This window comes from Pseudomonas sp. 1912-s, from assembly GCF_029269205.1.
In the GTDB taxonomy this organism is placed as follows: Bacteria; Pseudomonadota; Gammaproteobacteria; order Pseudomonadales; family Pseudomonadaceae; genus Aquipseudomonas.
Genome location: NZ_JARIXR010000026.1, coordinates 95,106 through 119,035, shown reverse-complemented (window position 1 = coordinate 119,035; position 23,930 = coordinate 95,106). Strand labels below are relative to the sequence as shown.

Genomic DNA, 23,930 nt, shown 5'->3' with positions numbered 1-23,930 from the left:
TTTGGTTTCCTTGTGATGGTTGATGCGTCCAGTATCGTGGCTGGCGTGGCGCCTGGGGATTGGCCGCACCGACAATAACAGAGGGAAAACTGACAATGGCGATCGTCGAACTTGGCGTGCTGATCTACAGCGGCGCGCAAATGGCCGCCGTGCATGGCTTGACCGACCTGTTCGCTGTCGCCAACCGGATCGCGGCCGAGCATCAGTCCGCGCAATTGCCGGCGTTGCGCATCAGCCATTGGCAGGCGGAAACCGGCCACGCACCGACCCGGGTGTTCGACAGCCAGCCCGGCAGCGGCCAATCGCTCACGGCCTTGCTGATTCCGCCCTCGATCGCGGGGTTTTCCGAAGGCCAGGCCTCCGCCGAATTGCTGGATTGGCTACGCCAGCAGCACCGCCGCGGGACCATTCTGGGCGGAGTGTGCGTGGGCTCGATCCTGATGGCGGAAAGTGGCCTGCTGGACGGGCGCAGCGCCACCACGCACTGGACGTCGGCCAAGTCTTTCGCCGCCCGTTACCCGGCGATTCGCCTGGAAGCCGACAAACCCATTGTCGACGACGGCGACCTGATCACCACCGCCGGGCTGATGGCCTGGTCCGAACTCGGCCTGCGCCTGGTTGACCGCCTGCTCGGCCCGAGCATCGCCGCCAGCACCGCGTGCTTCCTGGTGATCGAGCACAGTGACAGCGCCAGTGAGTGCGGCAGTAACTTTGCACCGATCCTCGCCCATGGCGACGCTGCGATTCTCAAGGTGCAACATTGGCTGCAGGCCAGCGGTGCGGTGGATGTTTCGTTGGCGGCCATGGCTCAGGAGGCGGGGCTTGAGGAGCGCACCTTCCTGCGGCGGTTTCGCGCCGCCACCGGTTTGAAACCCACTGAATACTGCCAGCACCTGCGGGTCGGCAAGGCACGGCAGATGCTCGAGTTCACCAATGGCACCATTGATCACATCGCCTGGACCGTGGGCTATCAGGACCCGGGCGCCTTCCGCGCCACCTTCAAGAAAATCACCGGGCTGGCGCCAAGCGACTACCGCAGCCGTTTTGGTGTGACACCGACCAAGACCCAGGGCTGAATCGTGCAGAACGCCGCGACATCAGGAGCCCTTCGTGCAGAATAAAACAGGCCAAGTGCCATCGCTTTTTCCTCAATCGTTTGATTACCCTCGGGTTTAACCAGACGCCGCCTTGGCTTGATCCCTGCAACCGTTTCCCTACACACATGGCAGCACAGCCAAGGGGGACGCATGACCCCGACAAATCGCAAGAAAATCGTGGTGGCGCATTCAATCCGACCGGACGCGCCGTTGCACGAAGTCGAAACCAACCGCGCCCTGGCCCGCTGGCTGGCGCACATCCTCGGGCTCAAATACGGCGGCAGCTATAACCCAGAGCTGCACAGTGGGCGCGATCTCTACCTGTTACCTACCCAGACCCTGGTCGGCGCGGCCCAGGCGCGGCAGTTGGGCGTCAAAGGCCCCGAGGACTTGTGGGGCGGTTATGTCGACCACGACTTCATTTGCACCAAGGCCATCAGCCACGGCTTGCTGAGTAACGAGGCGGTGGCGCCTGAAGGCTGGTCGCCGCTGTTTGCCGAGCGCATCCGCAATGTGGTGCTGGATGGCTTGAGTGTGCATGCCCTGGAAGACGCGCGGCCGGCGGCGACCCATTTGCTGTACACCGGGCCGATCCGCCTCAAGCCCGTGCATGCGTGTGCCGGTCGCGGCCAGGAAGTGATCCGCAGCCTCGATGAATTCGACGCCATTCTCGCGCGGCCCGAGGCGGCGCAACTGTTCGGCGAGGGCGTGGTGCTGGAGCAGGACCTGCACGATGTGGTCACCCACAGTGTTGGCCAGAGCTTTATCGGCGATCACGTCATCAGCTACTGCGGTGATCAATACCTGACCCGGGACGGGCAGGGCGAAGAGGTCTATGGTGGTTCTAACCTGCTGGTGGTCCAGGGCTACTACGAAGACCTGCTCAGGCTGGACTTGCCCGATGACGTGCGCCTGGCGATCGAACAGGCCCAAACCTTCGATAACGCGGCAGATGAGGCCTACCCCGGGTTCTATGCCTCGCGGCGCAATTACGACATCGCCCAGGGCCTGGACAGCGACGGCCAGCGCCGCAGCGGCGTGCTGGAGCAATCCTGGCGCATGGGCGGGGCCAGCAGCGCGGAAGTCGCGGCGCTGCAAAGCTTCGTCAACAATCCCGGGCTGAAGGCGATTCATGTGTCGTCGGTAGAGACCTACGTCGACCAGCCACTGCCGGCTGACGCGATCGAGGTGTACCGGGGCCCGGCGGAAAACAGCGACTTTCTTCTCAAGTACGTAACGGTCAAATCTTATGACGGCTAGAAGTGAAACCATTGCCATTGATATCGACGACGAACAGATGAGCGGGACCTTCCTCAGTCCCAAATCGAAAGTGCCGGGGGTGTTGTTTGTGCACGGCTGGGGCGGGAGCCAGGAACGTGATCTGGAACGCGCCAAAGGGATCGCCGGGCTCGGCTGCGTGTGCCTGACCTTCGACCTGCGCGGCCATGCCGGTAACGGTATTCCACTGTCCCGCGTCACCCGCGAAGACAACCTGCGCGACCTGCTGGCCGCCTACGACCGCCTGCTGTCACACCCGGCCATCGACACCTCGGCGGTGGCCGTGGTCGGTACCAGCTACGGCGGTTACCTGGCGGCCATCCTTACCTCGTTGAGGCCCGTGCGCTGGTTGGCGCTGCGGGTGCCGGCACTGTACCGCGACCAGGAATGGCTCAAGCCCAAACGCGACCTCGATAAAGCCGACCTGATGGATTATCGCGGGACGTTTGTGCACGCCGAAACCAATCGCGCGTTGCATGCCTGCGCAGCGTTTACCGGCGATGTGCTGATCGTTGAATCCGAAACCGATGATCACGTGCCCCACGCCACCATCATGAGTTACCGCGCCGCCTGCCAGCAGACACACTCGCTGACCCACCGGATCATCGATGGTGCCGATCACTCCCTGAGTGACCCGATCTCCCAGCAGGCCTACACTTCGATCCTGGTGGACTGGATTACCGAGATGGTGGTGGGCGAGCGCTTGAGCATCATCCAGTCGTAGGCGTCTTCTTCACGCGCAACGCCTTGGCCTTGGCTTCCACCGCGAGGTACATCACCAGGGCCACCAGCAGCGGCAGGATGAAGTAGATCGCGCGGTAGGCGATCAATCCCGCGAGCAAACTGCCGCGGGAGGCTTCGTGTTGCAGCAGGGCGATAAACACCGCCTCCAGCACCCCAAGCCCCGCCGGGATGTGTGTAACCACCCCGGCGATGCTGCTGATCAGCAACACCCCGAGCACCACCGGGTAATCCAGTTGCTTGGGCAGCAGGGTAAAAATCACCGCGGCCATCAGTGACCAGTTCAGCGCACCGAGTGCCAGTTGCAGCACGGCCATGCGCAGCGAAGGCAGGCTGATTTCAATCCCGCGCACCGACCACGCGCGCTTTTTCGACAGGCGACACGCCAGCAGATAACCCAGGCTCGCCAGTACCAGCAGCACGCCCACCCCTTGCAGCGCGCCACTGCTGAGCTTCCACCCCGGCGGCAATGTCACCAGCCCGCTGCTGAACACCGCGCCGGCAATCGCCATGTAGCCGAACCAATTGGTGGCCAGGCTCAAGCCGAGGATCTTCGCGATATTCCCGCTGCTGACCCCCAGCCGTGAATACAGGCGGTAGCGCATGGCAATGCCACCGACCCAGGCACTCAGGTTGAGGTTGAAGGCATAGCTGATGATGCCCACCGGCAAGATCTGCTTCCAGCGCAAGGGTTGGCGGATGTAGGTGCGGCCGATCAGGTCGAAGCACGAGTACACCAGGAAACTGCACAGGGTCAGCGCGCCTGCAATGAGCAAGGTGCGCAGCTTGAAGTCGCCCAGGGTGTCGAACACTTCGCTCCAGTCGATACGCCGGGCGAGCAGGGTGAACAACACAATCAGCACCAGGAAAAACACCACCGTCAGCGGCTTTTTCCAGCGCTTTAAAAAGCCGGGGTGGGCGCTTTGTTCAGCGGTGCGGGCTTGGGTCATGGTCCGGGCGCTCCTGGTGAACGAAGGGTTTCAACCTCGGTTTATGGGCCGGCAACCAGCCGGTCCACGAGGGAAAATGCCGCAGCACGTGGAACACCACAAAACCCACCGTGACCCGCCAGAACCAGCCGCGGGGCGTGCGGTTTTCCGGCATGGTCTTGCAGTGGTTTTGACTGAGGTATTCCAGGCGTTCGAATAACTGCTGATTGAACCCGCGATCACTGATCAGCACATTGGCCTCAAGGTTCAGCGCCAGGCTCAGTGGGTCGAGATTGCTCGAACCCACGGTGCTCCATTCTTCATCCACCAAGGCAACCTTGCCGTGCAGCGGGCGTTGGCAATATTCGTGGATCACCACGCCTTCCTTGAGCAAATAGTCATAGAGCATGCGCGCCGCGAGCTTGGCCAGCAGCACATCCGGCTGGCCCTGCATGATCAATTGCACCTGCACACCGCGCCGCGCTGCATTGCGAATCTCCCGCAGCAGGCGATAGCCGGGGAAGAAGTAGGCGTTGGCAATCACCACCCGCCGCTGGGCTTTGCGCAGGGCGTGCAGGTAGGCTTCTTCGATGTCGGAACGGTGTTGCAGGTTGTCGCGGTAAATCAGCCGCACCCGGCCATCACCTTCGCCCGCCGCCCAGGGCGATGGCTGTTGTTCGCGCCGCCAGCCACGCCGCTTGCGCACGCGCCGGCCACTTTGTGCGAGGGCGAAATGATGCAGGTCGGCCACCGCCGGGCCTTGCACCTGCACGGCGTAATCCTGCTTGGCTTCGGGGCCGAAATCTCCCAGGTGATCGGCCGAAAAATTGATCCCGCCGATAAACGCCACGCTGGCATCCACCACCACAATCTTGCGGTGCAGGCGGCGAAACCAGTTGGTGCGAAAACCAAGGGTTTTGCTCGCCGGGTCGAACATCTGCACGGTCACGCCGGCCTGGCTCAGCTCCCCGAGAAACCCCGGGCTCAGCTCGCCGCAACCAAATCCGTCGAGGCTGGCGACCACCTTTACGCCACGCTGCGCCGCCTCGATCAAAATGCGCTGAAGCTCATGGCCGACCTTGTCTTCAAACAGAATAAAAGTCTCCAGCAAGATCTCCCGTTGGGCCTGGCGCATGGCCTCGAACACCTTGGGGAAATAGGCCTCGCCGTTCTCCAGCAGCTCAACCTGGTTGCCGCTTTGCCAGCTGTAATTCAGGTCACGGGCCGCCGCATCGTCGGGCGGTTGATCGGTCGCGATGTGTTCCACCGCCACCTTCTCCAGCGGCGCGCTGTTCATAACTCGATCTCCACCGACAACGGCGCGTGGTCCGACAAATGCGACCACGGACGGCTGGTCAGGACTTGCGGCTGATGCACCTTGAGGTTGCGCACGTAGATGCGGTCCAGGGGCAGCAACGGCAGGCGCGCCGGGAAGGTGCGGGCCGGCTTGCCCTGGGTTTCGATAAACACTTCGCGCAGCCCGCAGTGGGCAAGATCGGCCCGCTGGCGCCAGTCATTGAAGTCACCGGCGACAATCACCGGCGCGTCGGCTGGTATCTCGGCGATCCGCTGGGCAATCAATCGCAGTTGCTGTTGGCGATGCACCTCCCGCAGCCCCAGGTGCACGCAGATCGCATGCACCTCCTGCACGTTGCCCGGCAGGCGCAGCACGCAATGCAGCAGCCCGCGGCTTTCGTGGCCGCTTTGGGAAATGTCGAGGTTGTCGTAGCGGATGATCTGGAATTTCGACAGCAACGCATTGCCGTGATCGCCATGGGGATACACCGCATTGCGACCGTAGGCGTATTGCGGCCAGATACTGTCGGCGAGGAACTCGTACTGCGGCATGCTCGGCCAATTGCTGTAGCGCTTGGGATGGCGCTCGTGGGTGCCGTGGATTTCCTGGAGGAACACCACGTCGGCGGCCACGCTGCGAATAGCCTCCCGCAGCTCGGGCAGGATGAAGCGCCGGTTGAGCGCGGTGAAGCCCTTGTGGGTGTTGACCGTCAGCACCCTGAAGCGGGTGATGGCTTCGATGGGTGTGGTCGGCATCAGCTCCGGGTGGGTCATGGTTGCTCCCGTCGGTTGGGTGTCGAGTGACCTCCGTTTTTGGATGACTGTGGAATTTGGCAGAAAGTTTCGGCGCCCTTACAGACGGCACACAGCAAAATGTGGGAGCGGGCTTGCTCGCGAAGGCGGTGGATCAGTTGATATCTCTGTTGACTGACACACTGCCTTCGCGAGCAAGCCCGCTCCCACATTGGGTTCTTTATCGTTGCGGAATCAGTGCCCGCCAACCACGCGGGTCGAGCTCACGGCATACACCGGCCCCAACCGGTCGAGACGCCCGCTCCAGGCCGTCAGCGCCAGGGCCACCAACACCACCGAGCCACCAATCCACGCGGTGTGGATCAAGCCCATGTGGGCGACGATCAAGCCGCCGGCCCACGCGCCACCGGCGATCCCCACATTGAACGCTGCGATGTTCAAACCCGAGGCCACGTCCACCGCGTTCGGCGTGTGGTGTTCCGCCTGGCGCACTACGTACACCTGCAAGCCCGGCACGTTGCCGAAGGCGACCGCGCCCCACACCAACACGGTGGCCAGGGCCAGCCATGGATTGCCGGCCGTCAGCGTCAGCATGAACAACACGGCGGCGAGCAGGGCGAAGATGATTTTCAGGGCGCTGATCGGGCCGCGTTTGTCGGCCAGTTTGCCGCCCCAGATGTTACCGATGGCCACCGAGATGCCGTACACCAGCAGCACCAGGCTGACGGTGCCGGCGCTGAAACCGGAGATCTCCTGAAGGATCGGCGCCAGGTAGGTGAACGCGATGAACGAACCGCCGTAACCAACCGCTGTCATGGCGTACACCAACAGCAGGCGTGGTTGTTTCAGCACTTGCAGTTGCTGCAACAGCGACGCCGGCTTGCTGTGGGCGATGTTGTTCGGCACATAGAGCAGGCTGCCGATAAACGCGATCAAGCCCAGGGCCGAGACGGCGAGGAAGGTTTCGCGCCAGCCGAAGTGCTGGCCGATAAACGTCCCCAGCGGCACACCGGTCACCAATGCCACGGTCAGGCCGGTAAACATGATGGCAATCGCGCTGGCGGCTTTTTCCTTGGGCACCAGGCTGGTGGCGATGGTGGAACCAATCGAGAAAAACACCCCGTGGGCCAGGCCGGTGACGATCCGCGCCAGCACCAGGGATTCATAACTCGGCGCCTGCCAGGCCAGCAGGTTGCCGAGGGTGAACAGCACCATCAGCGACAACAGCAGCAGTTTGCGTGGCACTTTGCCGGTCAGGGCGGTGAGCACCGGCGCGCCGATGGCCACGCCCAGGGCGTAGAGGCTGACCAGCAGGCCGGCGGACGGCAGGCTGACGCCAAGGTCGGCGCCGATGGTGGGTAACAGGCCAACGATGACGAACTCGGTCGTCCCGATGGCAAAAGCGCTGAGGGTCAGCGCGAGCAAGGCAATGGGCATGGCTGCAACTCCGGTGGGTTTCAATCAGGAGCGCAGTCTCGGTGGTTGGCTTGTGCGGAAAAAGACAGGTATTGGCATTTGATATTTGCCTGGCGCGCACGGATCCGCGCGCCGGGGGAACGATCGGGCGCCAAACCCGTCAGTTCCTTACAGACCCTTCTGAAGGAGCCCGGTGTTTTGTTGAATTTAAAGACTGTGCTACTGCTCGCCGCGCTGCTGTTTTGCGGCAATGGCGCGCTGCAAGCGGCGGCCACCGCCCCCGCGGCTCCGGAGCCTGCCGCCCCGGCCAAGCCGGAACTGTTGGTGGAAGGCGGCCTGCTCGGCGCCATCAGTTCCAGCATCGATGATGTGCAGGAAAAACTCGACCTTAACCAGAACCTGGTAGACGCCTGGCGCCTGCGGGCTGATCGGGCGGCGGATGAGGTAGACAAGCTGGTCAACCAGCCGTCCGAACGCTCCTCATGGAGCGTGGCCGGGGATTTCCTGTTGTTGTCCGGGGTGTGGATCGGCGCCTTCGCTGCGTTGACGCTGCTCGGGCGGTTTATCGTCAGACGCCTGAGCCGGCAGCGGCATATCGCAACGCGCCAGCGCCTTCAGGCGTTGCTGGGTTACCTGATTCCCTACACCGTCCCGGCCTTGATCTGCCTGCCATTGACGCTTTACGTCAGCCACTTCCTGCCCACTTCCGTGGGGCGTGCGCTGGCGCTGTGTTTTGCCTACGCCACCAGCAGTGGTATTTTTTCCACCTCGATGCTGCTGTGCGTCATCGTCATGTTCAACGTCGGCCACAAGCGCCCGGCCGTGCAGATCATTCGTGACTACTGCCCCAAGCCGCTGTTCCTGATCGGCTTCCTCGCCGCCCTCTGCGACGCATTGACCAGCCCGCAGATCGCCCGCCAACTGGGGGGCAATATCACCGCCAGCGTCGCGATCTTCACCGGGCTGTTTGCCTCGGTGATTTTCGGCATGCTGGTGATTCGCCTGCGTCGCCCGGTGGCGCATTTGATCCGCAACCGGCCACTCGCCCAACGCTTGAAACACCCGGCGGTGCAGCAATCCCTGCGGGTGTTTTCCGGCCTGTGGTATTGGCCGATTTTGCTGATGGTGCTGGTCTCGGCGATCAACCTGATCGGCGCCGGCGACGACAGCCAGAAAGCCCTGCGCTGCGCGCTGTTCACCACGATTTTGCTGATCGGCACCGTATTCCTCAGCACCGTGTTGCAGCACCTGTTCCAGTCCCGCAGCACGGTGGCGGTGCAGCGCAGCAGCGCCTACAAGGAGCGGTTCCTCAGCCTGCTGCACGCGCTGTTGCGCATCGTCATGGCCATCGCCTTTATCGAAATCCTCGGGCGTATCTGGGGCGTCTCGCTGTTTGAGTTTGCCCAGCGCAACTCCGTGGGCCGGGCCATCAGCGACTCCCTGAGCAGCATTGGTTTGATCCTGTTGGTGACCTGGTTGTTCTGGGTGGTGCTCGACACGGCGATCCAGGAAGCGTTGAAACCGCCGGTCAACAAACGCTCCAGCCGCCAGCCGAGCACGCGGGTAAAAACCATCCTGCCGCTGCTGCGCAATGCGGTGAAAATCATCCTGGTGGTGATCTGCGCGATCACCACCATGGCGAATCTGGGGATCAACGTTGCACCGCTGCTGGCGGGTGCCGGGGTGGTCGGCCTGGCGATTGGTTTTGGCTCACAGCAACTGGTGCAGGACGTGATCACCGGGCTGTTCATCATCATCGAAGACACCCTGTCGATTGGTGACTGGGTGGTGCTCGACTCCGGCCACGCCGGCACGGTCGAGGGCCTGACCATCCGTACCCTGCGCCTGCGGGACGGCAAGGGGTTTGTGCATTCGGTGCCATTCGGCCAGATCAAGGCCGTTACCAACCAGTCGCGGCAATTCGCCTATGCGTTCTTCTCGGTGCAGTTCACCTACGACACCGATGTCGACAAGGCGGTGGAGTTGATCCGCGAAGCGGGGCAGTCGATTCGCGATGACGTGTTCCTCAAGTACAACCTGCAAGGGCCGCTGGAGGTGTTTGGCGTCGACAAGATGGACCTCAACGGTGTGGTGCTGACGGCGCAGTTCCGGACGGTGTCGGGCGGGCAATATGCGGTGAGTCGCGCGTTTAACCAGCGGCTGAAAAAGCTTGTGGATAACTGCGCCTTTGTTCACTTCGCGCAAACTTATCCACAGCAGGTGATGCTGCCGCAGCGGGTGGGGCAGCAGGTGGATGAGCCGGAGGACGAGGTGCCTTCGTCGGTGGTGCTGACGGAGCAGCCGCGCACCCAATAGTTTTTATGGTGGCAGTACTGGCCTCATCGCAGGCAAGCCAGCTCCCACAGTTGGAATGCGATCAAATGTGGGAGCCGGGCTCGCCCGCGATGAGGTCGGCACAGGCGCCACACACTTCAGTGCCTGATCAGTTTTTCTCGCACCAACTCGGCCTCCTGCTGATCCAACTCCAATAGCATCAGCTGCTTGCCGGCAATCTCCACCGCAGCCGGCAAACCGTCCCGGTAAACCAGCCGATTGCCGCTCAATGCCGGCACCTTGCTCCCCGGTAGCAGCGTGCCCACCAGATTCAGCGGATCGGCGCCGCACACCGCAATCAAGCTTCCATCATGAGGCCGCCGCCGAACTTCCCGTAGCAGCGGGATCGCTTCCGGCAACGCAAACTGTTCCCCGGCCAGTCCACTGACAAACCGCCCCCCGCGAATCTCGCCCCGGGCTTCCAGCCGATGGAAGGTGCGCAGCAATTCACGCCAGCTGGGCAGCCAATCCGCCTCACGCTCCAGCAAGCGCCAGAACACCACGCCGTAGCGGCGCAGCAAGGTCATTGCCACATGCTCCAGTGTCTCGGCCGAGTGCGACGCCGGTCGGGTGCCGTCCGCCACCGGTGCCCGTCGCACCAGCGCCCAACGCCCGGCATCGTCCATCCCGCCCACAAACGCACCGCGCCCGCGCCGACTGCTGCGGGCCTGGCGTTTGCTCGCGGGGGTAGTCAGTGCGCGCAGGCCGGCGAAGCTGTCGGCGTTCGCCAGCCCGGCGCCCACCAGTTCCTGCAAGGCGGTTTCCAATTCGCTGCGCAGCAGATGGGCTTCGTGGATCAACTCATCGAAAAACAGCGCACCGTTTTCCCGCAGCGCCTGATGGACTTTCTGCGCCTTGGGCGACAGCTCGGCGCTGTCAGGCGCCTCGGTCAGCCCACTCCACAACGGCACCTGGCTGCGGGGCAACAGCACCACCGGCGTGCTGCGCAGGGCCGTCGCGCCGGCCTTGTTGCTCAGGCGTGTCCACACCACCTTGCCGCTGCGGCACAAATCGTCCAGCCAACTCGGCGAGTAATCCTTGATCCGTGCGCTGAGCAAGTCGCTGTCCCAGGCCGACGTCGCGGCGGCGTAGCCTTCGAACTGCGCGACGATCTGCGGCAACACCGCGCTGCCCTGGCCGCGAGTGCCGTCTGACAAGTGCTGCCAGTCGAACAGGAACCGCATGAAATCCTGCAACGCCACCGGTTCGATTTCCCGGCGCAGGCGCTTGACCGTGTAGCGGTGAATGCGCGCCAGCAGGTGGCGCTCGCACCATTGTTCGTCGCTGGCGCCCGGGCTGAAGCGGCCGCGCAGCACGTATCCTTCGCTTTCCAGCCGTGCGAGTGCCTGGGACACGTCGGCCACCGGCAAGGCCAGGGGCGCGGCGATCTGGGTCAAGGTCAACGGGCCGAAGCCGCTCAGGCGCGCCCGCAGCACTTCCACCAGGGCTTCGTCGAACGTCCAGGGTTCATCGAAACCCGGCAACAACGGCAGGTCATTCGGATAGATCGCGGCCAAGCAACTCAAGCGTTCCAGGGCCACCCAAATCGCCCGGTCGGTGCCGATCTGCAAGCGGCTGGCCCGCCCACCGTCAGCCAGGGCGTGCAGCCACTCGGCCCACTGCAGCGTGACTTCCGATTCAGCGATGCACGCGAGGCTCATCAACGCCTCATGCATCTCGTCCAGGCCATTGGGTGCCGGCCACGCTTCCTCGCACACACCGGCAATCGCCTCGGCATCCAGCGCGCCGAGGTCGTCGGTGCTTTGCGGGTCGCTCCAGCGTCGGTTGAGCACGGCCTGGGTGCGGCGCTCCTCCAGCGGCGCGTCGTCGAGAAAGGTGTAGGGGCGGGCGCTGAGAATCTCTGCCGCCAGGGGCGAGGGTGACGGCAGATCGCGGCTGATCAGGCGGATGTCACCGCGCTCCATGCGCCGCAGCAGGGCCAGCCAGCCTTCGCTGTCCATGGCCTCGTGCAGGCAGTCGTCGAGGGTTTGCTCCACCAGCGGATGCTCGGGCACTTCGCGCTCGCCGGCGAGGTTTTCCAGGCACGCTATCTGGTCGGGGAACACGCTGGCGATCAAGTCTTCACTCTTCATGCGCTGGATCTGCGGCGCCACTTTGCGCCCGCCGGTATAGCGCGGCAGTGCCAGGGCCACCCCGGCATTCCAGCGCCAGCGCACACCGAACAGCGGCGCATCCAGCACGGCCTGGATCAGGATGTGCTCGGCCGTGTTGCTGTTGAGGTAGCGCCACACTTCGTCCAGCTCAAAGCTGTGGCTGGTGGACAGCGACAACACGATCGCATCCTCGCTGGCGGCGGCTTGCAGTTCGAAGTTGAAGGTGCGGCAAAAACGCTTGCGCAACGCCAGGCCCCAGGCGCGGTTGATGCGACTGCCGAACGGCGTGTGGATGATCAGTTGAGTGCCGCCGGACTCGTCGAAAAACCGCTCCATGATCAACGTGTCCTGGGACGGCAACGCGCTCAATGCCAGCCGCGCCCGCGCCAGGTAATCCACCAGTTGTTCGGCGCTGGCGAGGTTCAATCCGAGGCTGCCGGTCAGCCAGTCGAGCGCCGGTTGCAGGTTACCCGGCGTGGCGGCGAGCAACTCGTCGAGTTGCCCCTGCAATCGCGCCACGGCAAACGATAACTCCGCACTGCGCCCCGGCGCTTCACCGAGCCAGAACGGAATGGTCGGTGGCTGGCCATGGGCGTCTTCGACCCGCACCTTGCCGGTTTCTACCCGCAGGATCCGATAGGAGGTGTTGCCCAGCTGGAAGATATCCCCGGCGATGCTTTCCACCGCGAAGTCTTCGTTGACGCTGCCGATGTTCAGGCTTTGCGGCTCCAGCAGCACGCTGTAGTCGGCGTTGTCGGGGATGGTGCCGCCGCTGGTCAAGGCGGTGAGCTTGGCGCCACGCCGGCCGCGCAGGGTGCGGGTGATGGCGTCGCGGTGCAGGTAGGCGCTGCGGATGCCCTGGCGGCCGTTGTAGCCTTCGGCGAGCATTTGCAGCAGCGCCTGGTAATGACGTTCATCCAGCTCGGCGTAGGGCGCGGCGCGGCGAATCAGCGTGAGCAGGGCCTGTTCCTGCCATTCCTGGCAGCTGACTTCGGCGATGATCTGCTGGGCCAGCACATCCAGCGGCGCGACCGGGATCAGCAAGGTGTCCAGTTCGCCCCGGCGCACGCAGTCGAGGAGGGCGGCGCACTCGATCAGGTCGTCGCGGGTGGTGGCGAACAACCGGCCTTTGGGCGTGCCGCCGACCTGGTGCCCGGACCGTCCGACGCGTTGCAGGAAACCGTTGATCGAGCCGGGCGAGCCGATCTGGCACACCAAATCGACGTCACCGATATCAATCCCCAATTCCAGGGACGCGGTGGCGATCAGCACTTGCAGCTCGCCGGCCTTGAGCCGTTGTTCGGCGTCCAGTCGCAGTTCTTTGGCGAGGCTGCCGTGGTGGGCGGCGACGGCGGTTTTGCCCAGGCGCTCGCTCAAGTGCCGGGCCAGGCGCTCGGCCAGGCGCCGGGTGTTGACGAAAATCAGCGTGGTGCGGTGTTGCCTGGCCAGCTCTGCTAGGCGGTCGTAGACCAGATCCCACACGTCGTTGGCCATGACGGCCGACAGCGGCACCGGCGGTACTTCGATATCCAGGTCCCGTGGGCGTGCGTGGCCGATGTCGACGATTTCGCAGGGGCGGTCGGTGCCCACCAGAAAGCGCGACACCGCTTCGATGGGCTTTTGCGTGGCCGACAGGCCGATGCGGGTCAGTGGCTCGCGGCACAAGCCCTGCAAGCGTTCCAGCGTCAGGGCCAGGTGGCTGCCGCGTTTGCTGGCGGCGATGGCGTGGATTTCGTCGACGATCACCGTGCGGATGCTGGCGAGCATCTGTCGGCCGGAGTCCGAGCCCAGCAGCACGTAGAGTGATTCCGGGGTGGTGACCAGGATATGCGGCGGGTGCTTGCGCATCAGGGCGCGGTCTTTCTGCGGGGTGTCGCCGGTACGCACGGCGGTGCGGATCGCCAGCGGCGGCAGGCCCAGGCGCTGCAGGTGCTCGGTGATGCCGGCCAGCGGGTTTTGCAGGTTGATCTGGATGTCGTTGGACAAGGCCTTCAGTGGCGAGACGTAGACCACCAGGGTCTGGTCTGGCAGTTGGCCGCCATTGGCCAGGCCTTGATGCACAAGGTCGTCCAGCACGGCGAGAAAGGCCGTGAGGGTCTTGCCAGAGCCGGTGGGCGCGGCGATCAGGGTCGAGCGGCGCTGGCGGATCAGCGGCCACGCCTGGGCCTGGGCGGCGGTCACCGACGGGAACGTGCTGCGGAACCAGGTGCTGACGGCGGGGTGGAAACCGTTCAAGACCGTGTCCGTTGATTCAGGAAGGTTCATGGGGCAATCCTACCTTATTGGGGCCGCTGCGCAGCCCAGCGCGGGGCAAGCCCGCTCACCACACTGCAACCCCGCACTTTATAAGTGACGGTTGCGCTACAAACCCGCAAAATGCAACGATTCTGGCAAATGCCAACGGCATGGCTCACAAGCCTGTCGATAATAACCATCGTTCCAAACAGACCGGGCCTGCTCAATCTATGCGAATGCGCCTTATGTTACTGGGCGGCGGGAATGCCCTCGGGCAGGCGCTGATTCGCCTCGGCGCGGAGGAAGACATCGGTTTCCTCGCCCCGCGCCCGCCCCAAGACGGCTGGGATGCCGCGAGCCTCACGCAACTGCTCGACGACACCCGTCCCGATGCCTTGATCAATCTCGCCTATTACTTTGACTGGTTTCAGGCGGAGACGGTCAGCGAGACGCGTCTGGCCGCGCAGGAATACGCCATCGAGCGCCTGGCCGAACTGTGCCAGCACCACAGCATCACCTTGCTGCAACCGTCCAGCTACCGCGTGTTCGATGGCTCCCGCGCCACGGCCTACAGCGAAAAAGACGAACCCGTACCGTTAGGCCTGCGTGGCCAGGCGTTGTGGCGCATCGAACAGAGCGTACGCGCCACCTGCCCGCAACACGTGCTGTTGCGCTTTGGCTGGCTGCTGGATGACAGCGTCGACGGCACCCTCGGGCGTTTCCTGGCCCGTGCCGAAAAACCAGACGAATTGCTGATGGCCGACGACCGCCGGGGCAACCCGACGCCGGTGGACGATGCCGCGCGGGTGATCATCTCGGTGCTCAAGCAACTCGATTGCGCAGCGCCGTTGTGGGGCACTTACCACTACGCCGGCCACGAAGCGACCACCCCGCTGGCGCTGGGGCAGGCGATCCTCACCGAGGCGCGCAACTTCCACCCGCTGGCCGTGGAAGCGCCGACCGCCCAGGCCCACGCCGCGCGCCCGGATGCGGCCGATGAACCGCAGCACGCGGTGCTGGCCTGCAAGAAAATCCTCCACACCTTCGGCATCAAGCCACGGGCCTGGCGGGCCGGGTTGCCGGCATTGCTCGACCGGTTTTACCGACATAGCTGAAAACAACACAAAGCAAAATGTGGGAGCGGTTTGTGTGGGAGCCGGGCTTGCCCGCGATGCAGTCAACTCGGTTTGTCAGTTACACCGAGGTGATGCTATCGCAGGCAAGCCAGCTCCCACACAAACCCCTCCCACATTTCGTTAGGCGGCGTTGCTTAAAGCGTGTTTAGAACTTGTAGCCAATACCCACCATGTAAACCATCGGGTCCACATCCACGTTGACCTTGGCCCGAGTGCCCTGGCCCAGCGCGTTGTTGTCCACGGTGGCCTTGGTGCTGATGTCGATGTAGCGCGCCTGGGCGTTGATCATCCACTTGTCGTTGATCATGTAGTCCGCACCGATCTGCGCGGCCCAGCCCCAGGAGTTTTCAGCCTTGAAGTTGCTGAAGCCGGCCTCTTGGGCGCGACCGCCGACGTGTTCGTCGTAGATCCAGGTGTAGTTGATACCGGCGCCGACATACGGCTGGAACGCCGACTTGCTGTCCAGCGGGTAGTACACGACGCTCAGGGTCGGCGGCAGGTGTTTGAGCGAGCCGAGCTTGCCGTTGGCGGCGCCCAGCGCGGTGTTCTTGATCTTCACATCGTGCTCGAACGGCGTGGCTGCCAGCAGTTCGATACCCCAGTGGCTGGTGAACATGTAGGCGAAGTTCAAGCCCAGTTGGGTGTCGCTGCTCATGGTCGCCTTGCCGCCCAGGTTGGTCCCGGCCAGCGGGCCCTGGTCAACCTTGACACTGCTGCTGTCCGCTTTCGGGTTAACGGTGATGGCACCGGCGCGAATCAGGATGTCGCCTGCTTCGTGAGCGTGGGCAACGGGGGCGACGAGGGCGAGCGCGACAAGCGACGCGCCGAGCAGGGACTTGTTCATGGGAGCTCCAAAGGACGTTATTAATTGCTTGTGTCCAATGGTAAAGATCGTAACGTTCGAGCTTTTGACTCAGCTCAATGAAAGCGCAATCACGGGTTATTCCTGCAACTCGTACACGTAGATCTTGTCGGCATCCATCTGGTAGCCGGCATCCGCCAGTTCGCTGCTGGACGGTTTGACCTGCATCTGGCCTTCGATCCAGTACGGTTGATACAGCTCGTCGAGCTTCACGCCGATCTCGCTTTTCACGTGCACGATCTGGTTCGACGGCGGTGGCGGTACGTGGATGCAGGCGCCGAAATACGGCACCAGCAGAAACTCCGTGGTGCGGCCTTCTTCGCTGACTTCCAGCGGCACGATATAGCCCGGCAGGCGGATGTGCTTACCGTCCAGGCTTTGTACGACTGGCGCGTTGGGCAGGTCTTGCTTGGCGGCCGGCGCAGACTCCACCGACAGCGCATCCGCCATGCCCGACAAGTCGTGCAGCGGTTTCATGTTGGGGATTTCCGGTGGCGCGTCCGGCGGGATCATCTCCTGCCACGACAGGTCCTTGGGTTGGTCTTCAGCCCAGGCGGGCAGGGCCACCAGCAGTAACAGCGCAAGCACGACGCGACGCATCAACAGCTTCCTCATAAACGTATCGACAGGCCGTCGGCCAGCGATTGCCGGTAGGCGCGCCAGGCCGGCACGCTGCCCATCAGCAGGGCGGCGACGAGAATACCGCCGAGCAAGGTCCATTCATATTCGCTGGGCAGCGACAGTGGCAGGTCCAGCCCGTAGTTGGCCTGCAAATACCCGCGCGACGCGGCGATGCACACGTACAACAGCCCGACACCGGCGATCACGCCCGACAACGCCAGGGCGAACGCTTCGAAGATCAGCAAAGTCGCGATGTGCCAGGGCCGCGCGCCCACCGACCGCAGGATCGCCATTTCCCGGCGCCGCTCATTGAGGCTGGTGAGGATCGCGGTGAGCATGCCGATCAAACCGGTCAGCACCACGAACAGCGAGATCACGAACAGCGCTTTTTCGGCGGTGCCCATCATGCTCCATAGCTCTTGCAGCGCCACGCCTGGCAGGATCGCCAGCATCGGTTCGCCACGGAATTCGTTGATCTCCCGTTGCAGGGCAAAGGTGGAAATCTTGTTGTTCAGGCCGAGCATGAACGCGGTGATGGCTTGCGGCGTCAGGTCCATGTTGCGGGCCTGGTCGGCGCTGATGCGGCCTTTGCCCTGGGCCGGTACGCCGTTGTGCCAGTCGATGTGAATCGCTTCCATGCCGCCGAGGCTGATATGCAGCGTGCGGTCCACCGGGGTGCCGGTGCGCTTGAGAATACCGACCACGGTGAATGGCTTGTCATCGTGCTTGACCAGGCTGACCACCGCCACGCCGTGAGCCAGCACCAGCTTGTCGCCGAGTTTGTAATGCAGCGCATCGGCCACTTCGGCGCCGAGTACCACTTCAAAGGGATCGGTGGCGAAGGCGCGACCGCTGGCGAGTTCGAGGTTTTGCCGGCGGCCGTACTGGTAGTGTTCGAAATAGGATTCGTTGGTGCCCATCACGCGGTAGCCGCGGTGGGAGTCGCCGAGGGAAATCGGGATCGCCCATTTCACCTGCGGGTTGGCGGCGAAGTGCTCGTAGCTGTCCCAGCGAATATTGTTGGTGGCGTTGCCGATGCGGAACACCGAATACAGCAGCAAGTTGACCGAGCCGGAGCGCGCGCCGACGATCAGGTCGGTGCCGCTGATGGTGCTGGCGAAACTGGCCCGGGCTTCGGTGCGTACCCGCTCCACCGCCAGCAACAGGCACACCGACAGGGCGATGGCGAAGGCGGTGAGGATCGCGGTAAAGCGGCGGTTAGCCAGGCTGGCCATGGCTAGACGAAACAAATACATCTCAAACCTCTACGGGCGTGGCGGCGCGATTGAGTTCGGCCAGCGACAGGTTGCGGTCGAACAGCGGCGCCAGGCTCTGGTCATGGCTGACGAACAACAGGCTGGCGCCTGCTTCGCGGCATTCGGCGAACAGCAACTGGATGAAGGCTTCCCGGGCGTCGTAGTCCAGGGCTGAAGTCGGCTCGTCGGCGATCACCAGTTCCGGCTGGCCGATCAGCGCGCGGGCGGCGGCCACTCGTTGTTGCTGGCCGATGGACAGCGAGTCGGCGCGGCGCTCCAGCAGGTTTTTGTCCTTCAGGCCCAGGTGGGCGAGCAGGATCGCGGCGGCCTGGTCGACACTGCCGTGGCGCTGGATCGCTCGCTGCGCGCGCAGCTTGGAGAAGTGGCAGGGCAGCTCGACGTTCTCGCGTACGGAGAGAAACGGCAGCAGGTTGAACTGCTGGAAGATGTAGCCGGTGTGGTCGACGCGAAAGCGGTCGCGGGCGCCGGCCGAGAGTTCGGTCAGCTCCTGGCCGAGCAGGCGAATACTGCCGCGACTGGGCTTTTGCACACCGCCCAACAGGCCCAGCAGGGTGGTCTTGCCGCTGCCGCTGGGGCCCTTGAGGAACAGGGTTTCGCCCGGCTCCAGGCGAAACGCCGGGATGTCCAGCAACTGTGGGTGACCGGGCCAGTTGAAGCCCAGGTCAGACAGTTCGATAAGTGCTTGGGTCATAAGGAATCAGTGATCTGGCTCGATTTAAATGATGACACTGATCAACTGTGGGAGCTGGCTTGCCTGCGATGGCATCGCCGCGGTGTTTCAGAAAAACCGAGGCGTTTGCATCGCAGGCAAGCCAGCTCCCACATTAACCGGGGCATGAACTCAGAATTTCAGGGTAGCTGCCTGCGCCGTCGCTTCCACACCCTGCTGGCCGCTTGGGCCAATGAGTTGTACCTGAATTTTCTGGGTGGCGGGGAAGGTCTTGAACACCTGGGTCAGGTCGAGGTTGCTCAACGCGGTCGGCGTGGCGCAGGTGAACTGGTAGTGAGCGTGGATTTCGCTGTGGTCGTGATGATGTTCGTGGGCGGCGGCGCCTTTGCCATCGGTGGCGTGGTCGTCATCGTCGTCGTCATGGTCGGCTTCAGGTTTGTCGCCAAACAGCGGGCTGTTCAGCTCCTGGGTGCTGATCACACAGCCGGCGGCCTTGGGCAGGCTGAACAGCACCAACGGTTGCTCCAGTTGCCTGCGGGCAGCGGCGACCTTGGCTTTGTCGCCAGCCGTGGTGGCCAGGTGTTCGAAACCCACCAGGTTCATCGCCGGGCTGTCCAGTTCCAGCTCCAGGGCCTGGCCGTCGAGCACTGCGTTGAGGCGGCCCACACCGTGTTCGTGGGCGCCGAGGCTGCCGTGCTCGTGGTCATGGTCGTGCTCGTCGGCAGCCTGGGCGATGGCCAGTGGCAACAGGGCAAACGGCAAAGCGAGCAGCAAACGGCGCATGGTGGAGCTCCCGAACAAAGATGAAAGTTTTGTTATGTGATCTTATAACAATTTTGCGACGAGTTTGACCGCCTGCTTGGCGTAGCGCAAGACGCGTGGGAGCATGCTTGTCAGAAAAGTGCGGGAGTGAGTGCGATGTTGAGAATTCGTGGAACCGTGGGTGACCTGCCGGTGGACTTGACCCTGGAGCTGGACGACGGCGACTGGGCCCGGCTGGGCGCGCAGTTGCAGACCAGCAGGGCACCGAGTGCCGAGCCCGTGATGGCGCCGGCCGCGGGCAACCTGGACGAGAGCTTGTGGCAGGCCGCCCAGGACTTGCTGCGCAAGGCCGGGCAACTCAACGGGCTGGAATTGCTCGATCAGCTGGAAGGATTGGCCGGCAGCGCCTCGGCGGGCAAGCGCCTGCTGGTGCGCCTGCGCCATAGCGCCAAGGTCAAGGTGGCCAGCGGCGGGGATACGCCGCTGTACAGCTGGATCGAGTAAGGATCAGTACAGCGCGGCGAACAGCTTGCGGCGGTAAACCGTGACAAGCGGGTGATCGTTGCCCAGCAATTCGAACACCTGCAACAGCGTCTTGTGGGGCAGGCCTTCGCTGTAGCTGCGGTTGCGGATGAACAGCTTGAGCAAGCCGTCCAGCGCGGCGTCGTATTGCTGGCGCGCCAGTTGCTGCACGGCCAGTTGATACACCGCCTCGTCATCCTGCGGGTTTTGCGCCAGGCGGGCTTTCAGGTCTGCGGCGTCCGGCAGGTCGGCGGCCTGGCGCAGGAAGGTGATCTGCGCCTTGGCGCCGGCCAGGGCGGCTTTGTGATCATCGCTCTTGACCGCGTCGAGCACGGTTTGCGCTTCATTCAGCTCGCCGCGTTCAGCCAGGCAGCGCGCGTACAGAATCAGCGCGGCGGCGTTGGTGTTGTCTTCGCCCAGCAGGGTGACCAGCACGGCTTCGGCATCGGTGATACGGCCTTCGGCAAATAACGCCTGGGCCTGCTCCAGCGGATCAGCAGCCGCCGGCGGCGGCATTTGCACGTGCGGCTCCAGCATCGCGCGCACGGCAGACTCGGGTTGCGCACCGGCAAACCCGTCGACCGGCTGGCCATCCTTGAACAGCACCACCGTCGGCAGGCTGCGAATGCCAAAGCGCGAGACCACGTCCGGCTCGGCATCGCAATCGACCTTGGCCAGCAGCAACTCACCCTGATAGCTCTCGGCGATCTGCGCGAGCATCGGCATCAACGCCTTGCACGGCGCGCACCACTCGGCCCAGAAATCCACCAGCACGGGTTTTTCGAAAGAGTTCTGGATCACCGCCTGGTCGAACGTGGCGGTGGTGGCGTCGAAGATGTACGGCGTGGGCTCACTCATGGGGTATCTCGAAGAAAGCAGGGGATGGGGCAACTATAAGGGTTGGTGGGGTTGGCTGAAAGCGGGGCGGTCTCAGGATCGCTATCGCAGGCAAACCAGCTCCCACAGGGGAATGCATTTCAAATGTGGGAGCGGGCTTGCCCGCGATGCTCTCAAGCGCGCCGCGAATGGTACAGGCTCACTTTGCGAAACTCCCACGGTTCGGCCAGGTCGGGCAGGGTCAGGGCGTCGAGGATTTCCAGGCGCTGGTAGTCAGGATGTTGGAAGTCCCGCACCCGGGAATCGGCGACCAGCGCTTCGCGGCCCCGGGTGAGGAACTGGTCCAGCAGCGGCAGGTTCGCCCGGTCGTACAGCACATCGGCGACCAGGATCAGATCAAACCGGTCGGCTTCGGCGAAGAAGTCTGCGGAGTAACCCAGCGTCACGCCATTGAGTTCCGCATTCGCCTGGCAGGCTGCCAATGCCAGCGGATCAAGGTCGCATGCCACCACTTCCAGCGCTCCGGCCTTTACCGCAGCAATCCCGGCAACGCCTGAACCTGCGCCAAAATCCAGCACCCGCTTGCCCGCGACCCACTCGGGATTGGCCGCCAGGTATCGCGCCAGCGCCAAACCACTGGCCCAGCAAAAGCTCCAGTACGGCGGCTCATGCAGGATGCGTCGGGTTTCTTCGGGGCTGAAGGCGCGGTCCATGTTGTCGGCGTCCAGCAGCCACAGCGACAACGCGGTGCCCGGCAGCGGGCAGGGCACCAGTTGGGCGTCGCCGATCAGTTCGCTGAGGGCGCGTTGCAGGTCCAGCGGTGGCGTCATGGTGCGGGAACGAGTTGCAGCGGGCCGGTGGTCTGGGTGATCGCTTGGGTGATGCGTACGGGCGGCAGGTGCAGGATCAACTGGCCGGACTGGCTGGCGCGGCCACGCAGCTCAACGCGTCCGCCTGCCGGGAAAGCCTCGGGGTTGAAGCGCAGGCGGAACGCCAACGGCTTGTTGTTGCCGATCAGCACGCTGCTGGCGAGCAGTTGTTGCGGGCGCGAACGGTCGTCGATCACCAGCAGCGCCAATTCGACTTCAGCCCCGGCCGGTACGCCGTTCAATTGGCCGCTGACTTCACGCTGGTAGGCGGGCAGCGGGCCGAGGTCTTCTTCCACACCCGGCAATTTTTTCTCTTGTTGCGGCGCCGGAGCGGGCGGTGCGGGTTTTGGGGTATGGCTGCTGCAGGCGACCAGGAAACCAAGCAACGTGAGCAAAACAAGTGGTCGTAACTGCATGTACGGCTCCAGAAAGGACAAAATCCGTGGCTTAAAAAATATGAAACATAATAGTCAGCCTATATACCGTAAAGGCTATGGCTTGTCTTGCCACGGGGATGCGCTACCATGGCCCTCCCATTTTTTGTTGCCTGCCACCATGCACTGTCCCTTCTGCGGTGCCAACGACACCAAGGTCATTGACTCGCGTCTGGTCGCCGAGGGCGAACAGGTGCGTCGCCGGCGTGAATGCCTGGCTTCTGGCTGCGGTGAACGTTTCACCACCTTCGAAACCGCCGAACTGGTATTGCCACGTCTGATCAAGACCGACGGCAGCCGCCAGCCCTTCGACGAAGAAAAACTGCGCGCCGGAATGCAGCGCGCCCTGGAAAAACGCCCGGTGAGTGTCGAGCGGCTGGAAGCGGCGCTGGTGCATATCAAGCACAAGCTGCGGGCTACCGGCGAGCGCGAAGTCAAATCCCTGGTGGTTGGAGAACTGGTGATGGCCGAGCTGCAAAAGCTCGACGAAGTCGCCTATATCCGTTTCGCCTCGGTGTATCGACGCTTCCAGGACCTCAACGAGTTCCGCGAAGAGATCGACCGCCTGGCCCGTGAGCCGGTAAAAGAATGAACCCACCTTCGGCAGAACAAGCTGTGCTCGACGCCCATTACATGGCCCGTGCCCTGGAATTGGCGCGCAAGGGCCTGTACACCACGCACCCCAACCCACGGGTTGGCTGTGTGATCGTGCGTGACGGGCAAATTGTCGGCGAAGGCTGGCACGTGCGCACCGGCGAGCCTCATGCGGAAGTCCACGCCCTGCGGGCAGCGGGCGATAAAGCCCGTGGCGCCACCGCCTACGTGACCCTTGAACCGTGCAGCCACCACGGGCACACGCCGCCGTGCGCCGATGCGCTGGTGAATGCCGGTTTGGCCCGTGTGGTCGCGGCGATGCAGGACCCGAACCCGGAAGTCGCCGGGCGTGGCATGCGTCGCCTGGCCCAGGCCGGGATCGAGACTCACAGCGGCTTGCTGGAGAATGAGGCGCGTGCGCTTAACCCGGGCTTCCTCAAGCGCATGGAACATGGCCTGCCGTTTGTGCGGGTCAAATTGGCCATGAGCCTGGACGGTCGCACCGCGATGGCCAACGGCGAAAGCCAATGGATCACCGGCCCGGCCGCCCGTGCCGCTGTACAGCGTTTGCGGGCCCAGGCCAGTGTGGTGCTGACCGGTGCCGACACGGTGCTGGCCGATGGTGCTCGCCTGACCGTGCGCGCCGCCGAGCTCGGCCTGGATGAAGAAACCACTGCCCTGTCGATGTCCCGTCCGCCGCTGCGCGTGTTGATCGACGGCCGCCTGCGGGTGCCGCTGAATGCGCCGTTCTTCAAGGCCGGTCCTGCGCTGGTCATCACTTGCGTGACGCCGGACAACCAGTACCCCACAGGCCCTGAGTGCCTGGTGGTGCCGGGTGTCGACGGCCAGGTCGACCTGCGTTCCGCGCTGGTGGCCCTGGCCGCCCGTGGCGTCAACGAAGTGTTGGTGGAGGCCGGCCCGAGTCTGGCAGGCGCCTTCGCCCAGCAAGGCCTGGTGGACGAGTACGTGATATTCGTCGCCGGCAAGTTCCTCGGCTCCGCTGCCCGGCCTTTGTTGGACTGGCCGCTTGAGAAACTGGCCGACGCCCCCCAACTCAAGATCACTGAAATGCGCGCTGTGGGCGACGACTGGCGAGTCACTGCCATTCCTGTGCCATCAGCGAGCGTATAATTCCCGGCCTGCGCCACGTCTT

General features: G+C 63.7%; 21 protein-coding genes. 8 read left to right on the top strand and 13 right to left on the bottom strand.

Translation table 11 applies throughout. The features are described from left to right. Window positions 1-95 precede the first annotated feature (95 nt). The 3 genes from P3C29_RS25895 to P3C29_RS25885 all read left to right on the top strand — a co-directional run bounded on the left by P3C29_RS25895 (window position 96) and on the right by P3C29_RS25885 (window position 3,099). The gene (locus P3C29_RS25895) at window positions 96-1,076 is read left to right on the top strand and encodes a helix-turn-helix domain-containing protein (RefSeq protein ID WP_275965819.1); all 981 of its coding nucleotides are present in this window, start codon (window positions 96-98) and stop codon (window positions 1,074-1,076) included. A gap of 171 nt (window positions 1,077-1,247) precedes the next feature. Next, window positions 1,248-2,357, top strand: coding sequence for a DUF3182 family protein (locus P3C29_RS25890; protein ID WP_275965818.1), 1,110 nt, complete (start codon window positions 1,248-1,250; stop codon window positions 2,355-2,357). Beyond that, window positions 2,347-3,099 (top strand): alpha/beta fold hydrolase, encoded by a 753-nt coding sequence (locus P3C29_RS25885; RefSeq protein ID WP_169386431.1) that lies wholly within the window; start codon window positions 2,347-2,349, stop codon window positions 3,097-3,099. Before P3C29_RS25890 ends, P3C29_RS25885 begins: the two co-directional genes overlap by 11 nt. Here P3C29_RS25885 and P3C29_RS25880 read toward each other — a convergent pair. The 4 genes from P3C29_RS25880 to P3C29_RS25865 form a co-directional block, all read right to left on the bottom strand. Continuing rightward, window positions 3,086-4,066, bottom strand: coding sequence for a lysylphosphatidylglycerol synthase domain-containing protein (locus tag P3C29_RS25880; protein ID WP_010174630.1), 981 nt, complete (start codon window positions 4,064-4,066; stop codon window positions 3,086-3,088). The genes P3C29_RS25885 and P3C29_RS25880 overlap by 14 nt on opposite strands. Continuing rightward, on the bottom strand, window positions 4,044-5,342 hold the full coding sequence (gene clsB, locus P3C29_RS25875) for a cardiolipin synthase ClsB (protein ID WP_275965817.1): 1,299 nt from the start codon (window positions 5,340-5,342) through the stop codon (window positions 4,044-4,046). Before clsB ends, P3C29_RS25880 begins: the two co-directional genes overlap by 23 nt. Beyond that, a complete protein-coding gene (locus P3C29_RS25870; RefSeq protein WP_169386428.1) occupies window positions 5,339-6,115 on the bottom strand; it encodes an endonuclease/exonuclease/phosphatase family protein in 777 nt (258 codons plus the stop codon). The genes clsB and P3C29_RS25870 overlap by 4 nt, the downstream gene beginning before the upstream one ends. Before the next feature lie 213 nt (window positions 6,116-6,328). Beyond that, a complete protein-coding gene (locus P3C29_RS25865; RefSeq protein ID WP_275965816.1) occupies window positions 6,329-7,531 on the bottom strand; it encodes an MFS transporter in 1,203 nt (400 codons plus the stop codon). Between the two features lie 177 nt (window positions 7,532-7,708). Between P3C29_RS25865 and P3C29_RS25860 the strand changes: the two genes are divergently transcribed. Next, entirely contained in the window at window positions 7,709-9,826 is a 2,118-nt protein-coding gene (locus P3C29_RS25860) for a mechanosensitive ion channel domain-containing protein (protein WP_275965815.1), read from the top strand. Window positions 9,827-9,942: 116 nt separating this feature from the next. On the opposite strand, the gene P3C29_RS25855 is transcribed toward P3C29_RS25860, so the two are convergent. Then, the gene (locus P3C29_RS25855) at window positions 9,943-14,223 is read right to left on the bottom strand and encodes a DEAD/DEAH box helicase (RefSeq protein ID WP_275965814.1); all 4,281 of its coding nucleotides are present in this window, start codon (window positions 14,221-14,223) and stop codon (window positions 9,943-9,945) included. A 200-nt stretch (window positions 14,224-14,423) separates the two neighbouring features. On the opposite strand from P3C29_RS25855, the gene P3C29_RS25850 reads away from it, so the two are divergent. Further along, a complete protein-coding gene (locus tag P3C29_RS25850; protein ID WP_010174642.1) occupies window positions 14,424-15,308 on the top strand; it encodes a sugar nucleotide-binding protein in 885 nt (294 codons plus the stop codon). A 166-nt stretch (window positions 15,309-15,474) separates the two neighbouring features. On the opposite strand, the gene P3C29_RS25845 is transcribed toward P3C29_RS25850, so the two are convergent. From P3C29_RS25845 to P3C29_RS25825, 5 genes are all read right to left on the bottom strand, one after another. Beyond that, complete coding sequence (locus tag P3C29_RS25845; RefSeq protein WP_010174644.1) at window positions 15,475-16,173, bottom strand: OmpW family outer membrane protein; 699 nt, start codon at window positions 16,171-16,173, stop codon at window positions 15,475-15,477. A 96-nt stretch (window positions 16,174-16,269) separates the two neighbouring features. Continuing rightward, window positions 16,270-16,791, bottom strand: a complete 522-nt coding sequence (locus P3C29_RS25840; protein ID WP_010174646.1) for a DUF3299 domain-containing protein — start codon at window positions 16,789-16,791, stop codon at window positions 16,270-16,272. Between the two features lie 11 nt (window positions 16,792-16,802). Next, the gene (locus P3C29_RS25835; RefSeq protein WP_003210004.1) at window positions 16,803-18,068 is read right to left on the bottom strand and encodes an ABC transporter permease; all 1,266 of its coding nucleotides are present in this window, start codon (window positions 18,066-18,068) and stop codon (window positions 16,803-16,805) included. A 1-nt stretch (window position 18,069) separates the two neighbouring features. After that, entirely contained in the window at window positions 18,070-18,780 is a 711-nt protein-coding gene (locus tag P3C29_RS25830; protein WP_201125476.1) for an ABC transporter ATP-binding protein, read from the bottom strand. Between the two features lie 150 nt (window positions 18,781-18,930). Further along, window positions 18,931-19,542 (bottom strand): DUF2796 domain-containing protein, encoded by a 612-nt coding sequence (locus tag P3C29_RS25825; RefSeq protein WP_275965813.1) that lies wholly within the window; start codon window positions 19,540-19,542, stop codon window positions 18,931-18,933. Window positions 19,543-19,677: 135 nt separating this feature from the next. Here P3C29_RS25825 and P3C29_RS25820 point away from each other — a divergent pair, with 135 nt between their 5' ends. Then, window positions 19,678-20,025 (top strand): hypothetical protein, encoded by a 348-nt coding sequence (locus P3C29_RS25820; RefSeq protein ID WP_275965812.1) that lies wholly within the window; start codon window positions 19,678-19,680, stop codon window positions 20,023-20,025. A 3-nt stretch (window positions 20,026-20,028) separates the two neighbouring features. Here the strand turns inward: P3C29_RS25820 and trxA are convergent, their stop codons facing one another. The 3 genes from trxA to P3C29_RS25805 all read right to left on the bottom strand — a co-directional run bounded on the left by trxA (window position 20,029) and on the right by P3C29_RS25805 (window position 22,165). Further along, the gene (trxA, locus tag P3C29_RS25815; protein WP_010174655.1) at window positions 20,029-20,901 is read right to left on the bottom strand and encodes a thioredoxin; all 873 of its coding nucleotides are present in this window, start codon (window positions 20,899-20,901) and stop codon (window positions 20,029-20,031) included. Window positions 20,902-21,053: 152 nt separating this feature from the next. Then, entirely contained in the window at window positions 21,054-21,710 is a 657-nt protein-coding gene (locus tag P3C29_RS25810) for a 50S ribosomal protein L11 methyltransferase (protein WP_275965811.1), read from the bottom strand. Continuing rightward, window positions 21,707-22,165, bottom strand: coding sequence for a YbaY family lipoprotein (locus P3C29_RS25805; RefSeq protein WP_169386420.1), 459 nt, complete (start codon window positions 22,163-22,165; stop codon window positions 21,707-21,709). The genes P3C29_RS25810 and P3C29_RS25805 overlap by 4 nt, the downstream gene beginning before the upstream one ends. A gap of 139 nt (window positions 22,166-22,304) precedes the next feature. On the opposite strand from P3C29_RS25805, the gene nrdR reads away from it, so the two are divergent. Both nrdR and ribD read left to right on the top strand, forming a co-directional pair. After that, the gene (gene nrdR, locus P3C29_RS25800; protein ID WP_010174661.1) at window positions 22,305-22,775 is read left to right on the top strand and encodes a transcriptional regulator NrdR; all 471 of its coding nucleotides are present in this window, start codon (window positions 22,305-22,307) and stop codon (window positions 22,773-22,775) included. Further along, window positions 22,772-23,908 carry a bifunctional diaminohydroxyphosphoribosylaminopyrimidine deaminase/5-amino-6-(5-phosphoribosylamino)uracil reductase RibD gene (gene ribD, locus P3C29_RS25795; RefSeq protein WP_275965810.1) on the top strand — a complete coding sequence of 379 codons (1,137 nt, stop codon included), beginning with the start codon at window positions 22,772-22,774 and terminating at the stop codon, window positions 23,906-23,908. Before nrdR ends, ribD begins: the two co-directional genes overlap by 4 nt. Window positions 23,909-23,930: the final 22 nt, after the last annotated feature.

Excerpts from the sequence above, each read along its gene's own strand:
- P3C29_RS25840 (WP_010174646.1), bottom strand. The coding sequence starts at position 16,791 with ATGCGTCGCGTCGTGCTTGCGCTGTTACTGCTGGTGGCCCTGCCCGCC.
- P3C29_RS25825 (WP_275965813.1), bottom strand. The coding sequence starts at position 19,542 with ATGCGCCGTTTGCTGCTCGCTTTGCCGTTTGCCCTGTTGCCACTGGCC.
- P3C29_RS25850 (WP_010174642.1), top strand. The coding sequence starts at position 14,424 with ATGCGAATGCGCCTTATGTTACTGGGCGGCGGGAATGCCCTCGGGCAG.
- P3C29_RS25870 (WP_169386428.1), bottom strand. The coding sequence starts at position 6,115 with ATGACCCACCCGGAGCTGATGCCGACCACACCCATCGAAGCCATCACC.
- P3C29_RS25895 (WP_275965819.1), top strand. The coding sequence starts at position 96 with ATGGCGATCGTCGAACTTGGCGTGCTGATCTACAGCGGCGCGCAAATG.
- P3C29_RS25810 (WP_275965811.1), bottom strand. The coding sequence starts at position 21,710 with ATGACGCCACCGCTGGACCTGCAACGCGCCCTCAGCGAACTGATCGGC.
- P3C29_RS25855 (WP_275965814.1), bottom strand. The coding sequence starts at position 14,223 with ATGAACCTTCCTGAATCAACGGACACGGTCTTGAACGGTTTCCACCCC.
- P3C29_RS25805 (WP_169386420.1), bottom strand. The coding sequence starts at position 22,165 with ATGCAGTTACGACCACTTGTTTTGCTCACGTTGCTTGGTTTCCTGGTC.
- P3C29_RS25830 (WP_201125476.1), bottom strand. The coding sequence starts at position 18,780 with ATGACCCAAGCACTTATCGAACTGTCTGACCTGGGCTTCAACTGGCCC.
- P3C29_RS25885 (WP_169386431.1), top strand. The coding sequence starts at position 2,347 with ATGACGGCTAGAAGTGAAACCATTGCCATTGATATCGACGACGAACAG.
- clsB (WP_275965817.1), bottom strand. The coding sequence starts at position 5,342 with ATGAACAGCGCGCCGCTGGAGAAGGTGGCGGTGGAACACATCGCGACC.
- P3C29_RS25880 (WP_010174630.1), bottom strand. The coding sequence starts at position 4,066 with ATGACCCAAGCCCGCACCGCTGAACAAAGCGCCCACCCCGGCTTTTTA.
- ribD (WP_275965810.1), top strand. The coding sequence starts at position 22,772 with ATGAACCCACCTTCGGCAGAACAAGCTGTGCTCGACGCCCATTACATG.
- P3C29_RS25835 (WP_003210004.1), bottom strand. The coding sequence starts at position 18,068 with ATGTATTTGTTTCGTCTAGCCATGGCCAGCCTGGCTAACCGCCGCTTT.
- nrdR (WP_010174661.1), top strand. The coding sequence starts at position 22,305 with ATGCACTGTCCCTTCTGCGGTGCCAACGACACCAAGGTCATTGACTCG.
- P3C29_RS25820 (WP_275965812.1), top strand. The coding sequence starts at position 19,678 with ATGTTGAGAATTCGTGGAACCGTGGGTGACCTGCCGGTGGACTTGACC.
- P3C29_RS25865 (WP_275965816.1), bottom strand. The coding sequence starts at position 7,531 with ATGCCCATTGCCTTGCTCGCGCTGACCCTCAGCGCTTTTGCCATCGGG.
- P3C29_RS25890 (WP_275965818.1), top strand. The coding sequence starts at position 1,248 with ATGACCCCGACAAATCGCAAGAAAATCGTGGTGGCGCATTCAATCCGA.
- P3C29_RS25845 (WP_010174644.1), bottom strand. The coding sequence starts at position 16,173 with ATGAACAAGTCCCTGCTCGGCGCGTCGCTTGTCGCGCTCGCCCTCGTC.
- trxA (WP_010174655.1), bottom strand. The coding sequence starts at position 20,901 with ATGAGTGAGCCCACGCCGTACATCTTCGACGCCACCACCGCCACGTTC.